At 72.3% G+C, this 10,970-nt stretch carries 10 protein-coding genes; 9 read left to right on the plus strand and 1 reads right to left on the minus strand.

The genetic code is table 11. The features are described from left to right. Positions 1-33: 33 nt before the first annotated feature. Both LN251_RS13775 and pdxR read left to right on the plus strand, forming a co-directional pair. On the plus strand, positions 34-1,524 hold the full coding sequence (locus tag LN251_RS13775; protein WP_458244691.1) for an aminopeptidase P family protein: 1,491 nt from the start codon (positions 34-36) through the stop codon (positions 1,522-1,524). Between the two features lie 80 nt (positions 1,525-1,604). Then, positions 1,605-2,984 (plus strand): MocR-like pyridoxine biosynthesis transcription factor PdxR, encoded by a 1,380-nt coding sequence (pdxR, locus tag LN251_RS13780; RefSeq protein ID WP_458244692.1) that lies wholly within the window; start codon positions 1,605-1,607, stop codon positions 2,982-2,984. 17 nt (positions 2,985-3,001) lie between these two features. Here the strand turns inward: pdxR and LN251_RS13785 are convergent, their stop codons facing one another. Continuing rightward, positions 3,002-3,448, minus strand: a complete 447-nt coding sequence (locus tag LN251_RS13785) for an ATP-binding protein (protein WP_458244693.1) — start codon at positions 3,446-3,448, stop codon at positions 3,002-3,004. 222 nt (positions 3,449-3,670) lie between these two features. On the opposite strand from LN251_RS13785, the gene LN251_RS13790 reads away from it, so the two are divergent. The 7 genes from LN251_RS13790 to pheA all read left to right on the plus strand — a co-directional run bounded on the left by LN251_RS13790 (position 3,671) and on the right by pheA (position 10,926). Then, complete coding sequence (locus tag LN251_RS13790) at positions 3,671-4,483, plus strand: hypothetical protein (protein WP_458244694.1); 813 nt, start codon at positions 3,671-3,673, stop codon at positions 4,481-4,483. A 111-nt stretch (positions 4,484-4,594) separates the two neighbouring features. Further along, a complete protein-coding gene (locus tag LN251_RS13795; protein ID WP_458244695.1) occupies positions 4,595-5,326 on the plus strand; it encodes a YcnI family copper-binding membrane protein in 732 nt (243 codons plus the stop codon). Between the two features lie 79 nt (positions 5,327-5,405). Continuing rightward, positions 5,406-6,059 carry an SCO family protein gene (locus tag LN251_RS13800; protein WP_458244696.1) on the plus strand — a complete coding sequence of 218 codons (654 nt, stop codon included), beginning with the start codon at positions 5,406-5,408 and terminating at the stop codon, positions 6,057-6,059. After that, positions 6,056-6,517, plus strand: a complete 462-nt coding sequence (locus tag LN251_RS13805; RefSeq protein WP_458244697.1) for a copper chaperone PCu(A)C — start codon at positions 6,056-6,058, stop codon at positions 6,515-6,517. The genes LN251_RS13800 and LN251_RS13805 overlap by 4 nt, the downstream gene beginning before the upstream one ends. Positions 6,518-6,532: 15 nt before the next feature. Beyond that, positions 6,533-8,668 carry a copper resistance protein CopC gene (locus tag LN251_RS13810; protein ID WP_458244698.1) on the plus strand — a complete coding sequence of 712 codons (2,136 nt, stop codon included), beginning with the start codon at positions 6,533-6,535 and terminating at the stop codon, positions 8,666-8,668. A gap of 8 nt (positions 8,669-8,676) precedes the next feature. Continuing rightward, the gene (gene efeB / locus LN251_RS13815; RefSeq protein WP_458244699.1) at positions 8,677-9,960 is read left to right on the plus strand and encodes an iron uptake transporter deferrochelatase/peroxidase subunit; all 1,284 of its coding nucleotides are present in this window, start codon (positions 8,677-8,679) and stop codon (positions 9,958-9,960) included. A gap of 33 nt (positions 9,961-9,993) precedes the next feature. Further along, positions 9,994-10,926 carry a prephenate dehydratase gene (gene pheA / locus LN251_RS13820; protein WP_458244700.1) on the plus strand — a complete coding sequence of 311 codons (933 nt, stop codon included), beginning with the start codon at positions 9,994-9,996 and terminating at the stop codon, positions 10,924-10,926. Positions 10,927-10,970 lie beyond the last annotated feature (44 nt).

Below are 10,970 nucleotides of genomic sequence, written 5' to 3' on the forward strand. Positions count from 1 at the left end.
CGATGGAGGGGGTCCAGTGCCGTAACAAGGAGGATGACCGTGGCGGAGGAGCTCCCGGACTCTATGGAACCTGCTGCTGCCGCAGCGGGGCCGGAGACCGCTGAAGAAGAGCCGATCAAGCAGCGCAAGAACGGCCTGTACCCGGGCGTGTCCGACGAGCTGGCCGAGAACATGAAGTCCGGCTGGGCCGACACGGAACTGCGCGACCTGGAGCCGATCGCCCAGGCCGCCGAGACCGCCGCGCGGCGCGCCGCGCTGTCGGCACGCTTCCCCGGTGAGCGCCTGGTGATCCCCGCGGGCAACCTCAAGACCCGCTCGAACGACACGGACTACCCCTTCCGGGCCTCCGTCGAGTACGCCTACCTCACCGGCAACCAGACCGAGGACGGCGTGCTCGTCCTGGAGCCCACCGGCGACGGCCACAAGGAGACGATCTACCTCCTGCCGCGCTCGGACCGGGAGAACGGCGAGTTCTGGCTCTCCGGGCAAGGCGAACTGTGGGTGGGCCGGCGCCACTCGCTCACCGAGGCGTCGAAGCTGTACGGCATCCCGGCCTCCGACGTGCGCGAGCTCGCCGGCAAGCTGCGCGAGACGACCGGCCCGGTGCGGGTCGTGCGCGGCTACGACGCCGGGATCGAGGCGGCCCTGACCGACAAGGTCACCGCCGAGCGGGACGAGGAGCTGCGGGTCTTCCTCTCCGAGGCGCGCCTGGTCAAGGACGACTTCGAGGTCGGCGAGCTGCAGAAGGCCGTCGACTCGACCGTGCGCGGCTTCGAGGACGTCGTGAAGGTCCTCGACAAGGCCGAGGCCACCTCCGAGCGCTACATCGAGGGCACCTTCTTCCTCCGCGCGCGCGTCGAGGGCAACGACGTCGGCTACGGCACCATCGCCGCCGCCGGCCCGCACGCGTGCACGCTGCACTGGGTGCGCAACGACGGCCCGGTCCGCTCCGGCGACCTGCTGCTGCTCGACGCGGGCGTCGAGACGCACACGTACTACACCGCCGACGTGACGCGCACCCTCCCGGTGAGCGGACGGTTCACCGAGATCCAGAAGAAGATCTACGACGCCGTGTACGAGGCCCAGGAGGCCGGTATCGCGGCGGTGCGGCCGGGCGCCAAGTACCGCGACTTCCACGACGCCGCGCAGCACGTGCTCACCGAGAAGCTCGTCGCGTGGGGACTGGTCGAGGGGCCCGTGGAGCGGGTGCTGGAGCTCGGGCTGCAGCGGCGCTGGACGCTGCACGGCACCGGGCACATGCTCGGCATGGACGTGCACGACTGCGCCGCCGCGCGCCAGGAGACCTACGTCGACGGGACGCTGGAGCCCGGGATGTGCCTCACCGTCGAGCCCGGCCTGTACTTCCAGGCCGACGACCTGACGGTGCCGGAGGAGTACCGCGGCATCGGCGTGCGCATCGAGGACGACATCCTGGTGACCGAGCACGGCAACCGGAACCTGTCGGCCGGGCTGCCGCGCCGCTCCGACGAGGTCGAGGCCTGGATGGCCTCGCTCAAGGGCTGATACGACACGGATGGCCGGGTACCGGTGAGGTGCCCGGCCATTGATGTGCCCGCATTCACGAACCTGGGGGGAGGGTCGTCGTGGACGACTTCTGGTCCGGCGTCGGTGTCGATCTGCATCTGGAGACCGACGACGGCGAAGGACGGCGGGTCGGGCTGGAACGGGCGCTGCGCGACGCGGTGCGCGACGGGCGGCTGGCCCCCGGAACCCGGCTTCCGGCCACGCGCCGGCTCGCGACCGAGCTGGGGGTCTCGCGGGGGACCGCCAAGGCCGCCTACGACCAGCTCGTCGCCGAGGGCTATCTGACGGCCCGGCAGGGCTCGGGCACCCAGGTCGCGGAGCTGCCCTCGGCCGAGACGGAGACGCCGAGCACGGCCGCACGCGCGCGGACGCCACGTTTCGACCTGCGGCCCGGCAGCCCGGACGTGGGAGCGTTCCCGGCGGCGGCCTGGCTCAGGTCGCTGCGGCGGGCGATCGCGACGGCGCCGCTGCCGGCGTACGACTACGGCGATCCGCGCGGGCGCATCGAACTGCGTACGGCGCTCTCGGGTTACCTGGGGCGCGCACGAGGCGTGATCGCGCCGCCCGAGCGGATCGTGATCACCTCCGGGTACGTGCAGGGGCTCGCGCTGCTGACCCGCGTGCTGGAGGGCGGCGAGATCGCGATGGAGGACCCCGGGCTGGCGTTCCACCGGGAGGTCGTGCGGCGCAACGGCGGCAGTGTCGTCCCGGCACGGGTCGACGAGCGGGGGGTGCGAGCGGAGGAACTCGGGGACTGCCGGGCCGCCGTGGTCACCCCGGCCCACCAGTACCCGACCGGTGTGACGCTGCACCCCGAGCGGCGGCGGGCACTGACGGACTGGGCACGCGCGCGGGGCGGACTGATCGTCGAGGACGACTACGACGGGGAGTTCCGCTACGACCGCCAGCCCGTCGGCGCGCTCCAGGGCATGGCTCCCGGGCAGGTCGTCTACCTCGGCACGGCCTCCAAGACGCTGGGGCCCGCGCTGCGGCTCGGCTGGATGGTGCTGCCGCCGCACCTCGTCGACGCGGTCGCCGACGTCAAGCTGCACAGCGACCACCACACGGAGTCCATCGGCCAGCTGGCGCTCGCCGAACTCATCGAGAGCCACGCCTACGACCGTCACGTGCGCGCGGGCCGGCTGAGGTACCGCAGGCGCCGGGACCAGCTCCTCGACCGGCTGGGCGGCCGCCGCAACGTGCGCGGCATCGCGGCCGGGCTGCACGCGCTCGTGGAGGTCGCCGACGAGACGGAGGTGCTGGAACGCGCCGAGGCGGAGGGCCTGGCCCTGGGGCGGCTCGGCGACCACTGGCACACCCCGGACGAGGCACACCCGCAAGGGCTGGTCGTGGGGTACGGGACGCCCCGGGAACGGTTGTACCCGGAGGCGCTGGAGGTGCTCGAGAAGGTGCTGGAGTCGGCCGATCCGGCACGGTGAGGCGTCGGCCGGACCGCTCACACCGCCAACAGCGGTGCGTTCTCCCGCCACTTGAGGATCTTGTCGAAGCTCACCACCGTGCCGTCGCGGCCGGGCTTGTCGCCGATGTGGACGTGGTCGGCGAGCTCCCGGATCAGAAACAGGCCCCTGCCGTGCTCGGCGTCGGCGCGCGCGGGGCGAGCCGCCGGGGGCCCAGCGAGCCCGGGGCCCGAGTCCGTGACCTCGATCCGGCACTTCTCGCCGTCCAGGTAGGCGGTGACCCGGTACTCCTCCGAGGACGCGCCGGGTTCGGCGCCGCCGCCGTGCTCGACGGCGTTCGCGCAGGCCTCGCTGAGGGCGACGGAGAGGTCGTAGGAGATGTCGGGGTCGACCCCCGCCGTCTCCATCGCGCCGAGCAGCAGCCGCCGGGCGAGCGGCACGCTCGCGGCTTCCCGCCGCAAGTGGAGTGACCACCAGATGCTCATGCTCCAGCCTCCCGGCCGCGGCTCGACATACCGTTTCTTATTGCCGCGCGTAGGCGTGTGTAAGCACGGAGTTGACGTGACGCCGCCCATATGGGCGGTGCGTCCGGTCCGTTATCGGTGTATGTCCGATCAGCTTGTGCCAGAGAGTGATCTTCTGCCCGTAGGTCATCTTGTGGACCTGCCGTACGGCGTGGGCGGGGCCAGTGGGATGATGAGCCCGCCATGACTGCCCCCCACCAGCGCAGGGCGCGCTCCGGACGAGACGTCCGGATTCTGCGGGCCGCGGTGTTCGCCGCGGTCTGCGTCGTGCTGGCCGCGGGCGGACACACCTTGGCCTCCTGCGCCCCCGTCCCGCCGTGGACGCTGGGCGCCGGTTTCCTCGGGGTCCTGCTGGTCACGGTGCCGCTCACCGGACGCGAGCGCTCGCTGCCCGGGATCGCCGCGCTGCTCGCGGCCGGACAGGCCGTGCTGCACACGCTCTTCGGGCTGGGTCAGCACACGGCCACGAGCGGCATGTCGATGGCGTCCATGACGTCGGCGTCCGACGCCTCGCTGGTCCGGCAGGCGGCACGCATCACCTGCGGCGCGGCCGCGGCGGCCATCAGCCCCGCCCAGGCCCGACGCATCCTCACCGACGCCCGGATCGCGCCGGCGCCCACCATGGACATGAGCTCCGTGCGCCCGGCCGGTTCCCCGTCGTTGGTGTCCCTGCTGCCGTCCCTGCCGATGCTCCTCGGCCACGTCCTCGCGGCGGTCGCCGCCGGCTGGCTGCTGCGCCGCGGGGACCTGGCGCTGCTCAGGCTCGTCGAACTGTCCGCGGACTCCCTGGCCGACGGGACTCTCGTACGAGCCCTGCGCTCCGCGTTCGCCCTGGTGAGCGCCCTGCGTGCCGGGCTCCCGGGCGCACCCGAGGCGGGTCCGCGCGTGCCGCGGACGACGCCGCTCGCATCGCCCGGACCCCGTACCGCCGCACTCCAGCACACGGTGATCAGGCGCGGCCCGCCCGCCGCCGCGCCCTTCCTCCTCGCCGCCTGACGCGACGCGAGCACCGCACTCCTTCGGGGTGGGGGCCGCCGTCGTGCGGCACGCGCGCGTGCGCGCGCACCCCATCACCGTGACCACACTCGAAGTGGAGTGCTCTCTGCCATGAAGGTCTCTCGTCTCGCCGCCTCCGGCGCCCTGGCCGGCGCCGCCGTGCTCGCCCTGTCCGGCCCCGCGTCCGCGCACGTCAGCGTGCAGCCCGAGGGCGCGGCCGCCAAGGGCGGTTACGCGGTCGTCGACTTCAAGGTCCCCAACGAGCGGGACAACGCCTCGACCACCAAGCTGGAGGTCACCTTCCCGGCCGACCACCCGCTGGCCTCCGCGATGCCGGAGCCGATGGACGGCTGGAAGATCAAGGTCACCAAGACCGAGCTGGCCAAGCCGCTCGAGGTGCACGGCAAGAAGATCACCGAGGCCGTCTCCAAGATCACCTGGACCGCGGACGGCAAGGGCATCGAGCCCGGCTACTTCGAGAAGTTCCCGGTCTCCGTGGGCGCCCTGCCCGAGGACGCCGACGAACTGGTCTTCAAGGCGGTCCAGACGTACGACAACAAGGAGGTCGTGCGCTGGATCGAGGTCCAGCAGGACGGCCAGGAGGAGCCGGAGAACCCGGCGCCCGTGCTGACCCTGTCCGCGGCCGCCGAGGACGGGCACCACGGCTCGACGGCCGCGGAGGACGCCTCCGACAAGACCACCACGGCCGCCTCCTCCGACTCCGCCGCGTCCTCCGACAGCAGTGACACCACCGCGCGGGTGCTCGCCGTCGTCGGCATCGCCGTCGGCGCGCTCGGCGTGGCCTACGGCGTGCTGGCCGGCCGTCGGCGCTCCGACGCCTGAGGTTCCTCCCCCGCCCTGTGCACCGGGGGCGTACCGCCCCCGGTGCACACCGGAGCTCTCACATCTGGGACATTTTTCTATGCGCAAGAAGACGTTCGCCGCGGCCGCGCTCCTCGCCGCCGCCTCCCTGACCCTCACCGCCTGCGGCAGCGGTGACAGCGGTGACTCACCGGTCGCCGTGGTCTCCGAGGACACCGCGCGGAAGGCCGCCACCGTCCTCGACCAGCCGTTCGAGAAGCCGGACCTGGTGCTCACCGACACGCACGGCCGGAAGTACGACTTCCGCAAGGAGACGGCCGGAAAGCCGACGCTGATCTACTTCGGCTACACCCACTGCCCCGACGTCTGCCCGACGACGATGAGCAACCTCGCCGTCGCCAAGAAGCAGTTGCCCAAGGCCGAACAGGACAAGCTGCGGGTGGTGTTCGTGACCACGGACCCGGCCCGCGACACCCCGGCCGAACTCGGCAAGTGGCTCAAGGGCATCGACCCCGCGTTCGTCGGCCTGACCGGTGACTTCTCCACCGTCCAGGCGGGCGCCCGCACCCTGGGCATCTCCATCGAGCCGACCCACAAGGACAAGAAGACCGGCAAGACCGTCTCGGTGCACGGCACCCAGGTCATCGCCTTCTCCCCGAAGACGAACGCCGGTTACGTCCTCTACGGCGAGGACGCCTCGGTCGACGACTACACCAAGGACCTCCCCAAGATCGTCAAGGGGCAGAACCCGTGAGGCGACTCCTTCCCACGACGCTGGCGATAACGGGCGCCCTCGCCCTCGCCGGCTGCGGCGGCTCGGGCGGGTCCGGCGACGACCGGCCCGAACTGTCCGTCAGCGCCTCCTACATGCCCCAGCCCATCACGGGCGAGATGGCCGCCGGCTTCTTCACCCTCACCAACAAGGGCGACGTCAAGGACGAGCTGACCTCCGTCACCAGTGACGCGGCGGGCAGCGTCACCATGCACGAGACCGTCGGGCAGTCCATGCGGGAGGTCACCTCCCTGGATGTGCCCGCGCACGGTCAACTCGTGTTCAAGAGCGGCGGCAACCACCTGATGTTCGAGAAGCTGAAGGGGAAGCCGAAGCAGGGCGAGAAGGTCGCCGTCGAACTGCACTTCGCCAAGTCCGACCCCGTCACCGTCGAGATGCCGGTGAAGTCGGCCACGTACAACCCTGCGACCGGCCACTGAGGGAGAGGCACCACCGTGACACCGACCATCACCCCCCGCCGCACACGGGCGCTGGTGCTGCTGTTCCTGGCCGTGATCGGCGTCCTTCTCGCCGGTGCCGGCCCGGCCTCCGCGCACGCCGCGCTCACCGGCAGCGACCCCGCGCAGGGGGTGGTGGTCGACAAGGCGCCGACCCAGGTCACCCTCAACTTCTCCGAGAAGGTCGCCACCTCCGACGACTCGCTGCGTGTGCTCGACCCCAAGGGCAAGCGCGTCGACACCGGCAAACCGGCCAACATCAGCGGCACTTCGTACGCCGTGCGGCTGAAGAGCGGCCTGCCCGACGGCACCTACACGGTCTCCTGGCAGGTCGTCTCGGCGGACAGCCATCCCGTCGCCGGCGCCTTCACCTTCTCCATCGGCGCCCCCTCCCGGACCACCGTCTCGGTCTCCGGCGACACGGCCGGCGGCGGGGTCGTGGGCTGGCTGTACGGCTTCGGGCGGTACATGTCGTACGCCGGTTTCATCGTCATGGTCGGCGGCGGCGCCTTCGTGCTGGCCTGCTGGCGGCGCGGCTCGGGCGTGCGGGCCGTGCAGCGGCTGGTGGTCTCCGGGTGGCTGGCGCTCACCTCGGCCACCCTTCTGCTGCTGCTCCTGCGCGGCTCCTACACCGGCTCCGGCAAGGTCGGCGACGTCTTCGACCTGAGCCTGCTCGGGCAGGTGCTGCAGACCAAGACGGGCGCGGCGCTGGTCTCCCGGCTGCTGCTGCTCGCCGCGGCCGCGCTGTTCATCGCCGTCCTGTTCGGCGCCTACGACAAGCGCGACGAGGAGGAGAAGCGGGACCTGACGTTCGGGCTCGCGATCGGCGGGTTCGTGGTGTCGGCCGGTCTCGCCGCCAGCTGGGCGATGGCCGAGCACGCCTCGACCGGCCTGCAGCCCGGCATCGCGATGCCGGTCGACGTGGTGCATCTGCTCGCGGTCGCGGCCTGGCTGGGCGGGCTCAGCGCGCTGCTCGTGGCGCTGTACCGCTCGCCGGCACCGGTCGAGGCCTCCGCGGTACGGCGCTTCTCGACGCTCGCCTTCGGCAGTGTCCTCGCCCTCGTCGCGACCGGCGTCTACCAGTCCTGGCGCCAGCTCGGCTCCTGGTCGGCCTTCACCGACACGGCGTACGGGCAGCTGCTCCTCGTCAAGATCGGGCTGGTGGCGCTGCTCGTCGGCATCGCGTCGGTCTCGCACCGCTGGACGGGACGGCTGGCGGACGGGAGTGACGTGCGGACGGGGGAGACCGAGGCGCCGGAGGAATCGGCCGACGAACCGGCCGGGCGTGAGGTGGCCTCCGGGCAGCAGGAGACGTCCGGGGACCAGGAGGACGCCGGGCGCGAGGAGGCGGCCGAGGACGCGCCGCGGCGCAAGGAGCCGGCGGCCGCTCGCGCGGCGGGCGGCTCCGCGAAGACGGCATCGGGCTCGGGGTCCGCGGTGGAGGGTGACCGCGGCTCCGCGGCCTCCGACGACTCGGGCGAGATCGCCGACAGCGGTGCGGCGGATGCCACCGGCGGCTCTGACGAGTCCCCCGCCGACTCCCGGCGGGCCGCCCAGCTCGCCCGGCAGCGGGCCGCCGTGGCCACCGCCCGGCAGAAGCGCGAGCGCGATGCCGACCCCGACCGCTTCGGGCTACGGCGCTCCGTGCTCGCGGAGGCGGGTGTGGCCGTCGTCCTGCTCGCCGTCACCACCGTGCTGACGCAGACCGAACCCGGCCGTACCGAGCAGGAGGCCAAGGCGGCCACCTCGTCCTCCTCTTCCTCCTCCTCGTCGCCGGCGGACTCCTCGTCCGGGGCGGTGACGCTGACCATGCCCTTCGACACGGGCGGCACCGACGGCAAGGGCGTCGTGTCGGTCGATCTCGACCCCGCGCGCGTGGGCGGCAACGAGATGCACGTCTACGTCACCCGGACCAACGGCCGCGCCTTCGACATCCCCGAGGTGAAGGTCGCCTTCACCCTGGAGGCCAGGAAGATCGGGCCGCTGCCCGTCACCCCCGACCGCGTCGCCACCGGCCACTGGGCGGCGAGCGACGTGCAGATCCCCATGGCGGGCGACTGGAAGGTCGCCGTGACCGTGCGCACCTCCGACATCGACCAGGTGACCGTCTCCAAGAACGCGCAGATCGGCTGAACCGCACCATGCCCGAACAGTCCCTTCCGCAGGCCCCCGCCCCCGCGGGTGCCGCACCGGAGACCTCCTCCTCGCCCGGCGTCTCGCGCCGCGCCCTGCTCGGCACCGCCGGCGCCACCGGCCTCGTGCTCGGCGCTGCGGGCGCCGCCGTGGGATACGCCGCCGCGCCCTCCCAGGCCGCTCCGCTGAGCTCCCTCGGCGCGGACATGGCAATGTTTCACGGGAAACATCAGCCGGGCATCACCGACGGCCTGCAGGCCAAGGGCCACCTCGTCGCCTTCGACCTGGCGCCGGGCGCCGGGCGCAAGGAGGCCGCCGCGCTGCTGCGCCGCTGGTCCGCGACGGCCGAACGGCTGATGGCCGGTGAGTCCGCGTCGAGCGACGACACGTACGTGGCGCGGGACGCCGGGCCGTCCTCGCTGACCGTCACCTTCGGCTTCGGGCACAGCTTCTTCTCCCGTACCGGCCTGGAGAAGCAGCGCCCGGCCTCCCTCGACCCGCTGCCCGACTTCTCCTCCGACCATCTCGACAAGGCCCGCAGCGACGGCGACCTGTGGGTGCAGATCGGTGCCGACGACGCCCTCGTCGCCTTCCACGCCCTGCGCGCGATCCAGAAGGACGCGGGCAGCGCGGCGAAGGTCCGCTGGCAGATGAACGGCTTCAACCGCACGCCGGGTGCCACCGCCCACCCCATGACGGCACGCAACCTCATGGGCCAGCTCGACGGCACGCGCAATCCCAAGCCGGCGGACGCCGACTTCGACAAGCGGATCTTCGTGCCCGCCTCCGGCTCCGGCGACCCGGCCTGGATGGCGAACGGCTCCTACGCCGTCGTACGCCGTATCCGCATGCTGCTCGACGACTGGGAGAAGCTCTCGCTCACCGCCCAGGAGAACGTCATCGGGCGCCGGAAGTCCAACGGTGCCCCGCTGTCCGGCGGCTCCGAGACGACCGCGATGGACCTGGAGAAGACCGACGCCAAGGGCGATCTCATCGTCCCCCTCAACGCGCACGCCCGCATCAGCCGGCCCGACCAGAACGGCGGGGCGGCCATCCTGCGGCGCCCGTTCTCCTACCACGACGGCATCGACGCCGACGGGGCGCCGGACGCGGGTCTGCTGTTCGTGTGCTGGCAGGCGGACCCACTGCGCGGCTTCGTCCCCCTGCAGCGCAAGCTCGACCGCGGTGACGCCCTGTCGAAGTACATCCGGCACGAGGCGAGCGGACTGTTCGCGGTACCGGGCGGGGCGGCGAAGGGCGAGTACGTGGGACAGCGGCTGCTGGAAGGGTGAGCCGGGCCGCTTTGGGGCCATTAGGGTGAAGGCATGCCAGCGAGCTACGCCTATCTCGGCCCCCAGGGCACCTTCACCGAGGTCGCCCTGCGCACGCTTCCCGAGGCGGCCACACGGGAGCTGATCCCGTACGTGTCGGTGCAGTCCGCACTCGACGCGGTCCGCGTCGGTGAGGCCGAGGCCGCGTTCGTGCCGATCGAGAACTCCGTCGAGGGCGGGATCACCACCACCCTCGACGAGCTGGTCGCGGGCGCGCCGCTGATGATCTACCGCGAGGTGCTGCTGTCGATCACCTTCGCGCTGCTGGTCAGGCCGGGCACCGAGCTGTCGGACATCAAGACGGTCTCCGCGCACCCGGCCGCCCAGCCGCAGGTGCGCAACTGGCTCAGGAACAACCTCCCGGACGTCCACTGGGAGTCGGCCGCCTCCAACGCGGACGCCGCCCGCCTGGTCCAGGAGGGGCAGTACGACGCCGCCTTCGCGGGCGAGTTCGCCGCCGCCCGCTACGGCCTCGAGGCCCTGGAGACCGGCATCCACGACGCCGAGAACGCGCAGACCCGTTTCGTGCTCGTCGGCCGGCCCGCCCGGCCCGCGGCGCCGACCGGCGCGGACAAGACGTCCGTCGTGCTGTGGCAGCGCGACGACCACCCCGGTGGGCTGCGCGATCTGCTGGGCGAGTTCGCCACCCGCGGCATCAACCTGATGCTGCTGCAGTCCCGCCCGACCGGCGCGGGCATCGGCAACTACTGCTTCTGCATCGACGCCGAGGGCCATATCTCCGACCGCCGGGTGGCCGAGGCCCTCATGGGGCTCAAGCGGATCTGCCTCGAGGTGCGGTTCCTCGGCTCCTACCCGCGTGCCGATGCGGCCGTCGAGAACGTGAGCGCACCGCGGCTCGGGACGTCGGACGAGGAGTTCGTGGCGGCGTCGGACTGGGTGGCGCGCTGCCAGGACGGCAGGTTCTGAGCGGCCCTGCCCGGCTCTGCCCGGCCGTGACCGCGGTCTTACCT

The organism is Streptomyces sp. MAI_2237 (genome assembly GCF_054189285.1).

What these genes read in the sequence shown, in the direction of transcription:
- LN251_RS13775 (WP_458244691.1), top strand. Translation starts at nt 34, where the DNA reads ATGACCGTGGCGGAGGAGCTCCCGGACTCTATGGAACCTGCTGCTGCC.
- LN251_RS13785 (WP_458244693.1), bottom strand. Translation starts at nt 3,448, where the DNA reads ATGAGCATCTGGTGGTCACTCCACTTGCGGCGGGAAGCCGCGAGCGTG.
- LN251_RS13790 (WP_458244694.1), top strand. Translation starts at nt 3,671, where the DNA reads ATGACTGCCCCCCACCAGCGCAGGGCGCGCTCCGGACGAGACGTCCGG.
- LN251_RS13795 (WP_458244695.1), top strand. Translation starts at nt 4,595, where the DNA reads ATGAAGGTCTCTCGTCTCGCCGCCTCCGGCGCCCTGGCCGGCGCCGCC.
- LN251_RS13800 (WP_458244696.1), top strand. Translation starts at nt 5,406, where the DNA reads ATGCGCAAGAAGACGTTCGCCGCGGCCGCGCTCCTCGCCGCCGCCTCC.
- efeB (WP_458244699.1), top strand. Translation starts at nt 8,677, where the DNA reads ATGCCCGAACAGTCCCTTCCGCAGGCCCCCGCCCCCGCGGGTGCCGCA.
- pheA (WP_458244700.1), top strand. Translation starts at nt 9,994, where the DNA reads ATGCCAGCGAGCTACGCCTATCTCGGCCCCCAGGGCACCTTCACCGAG.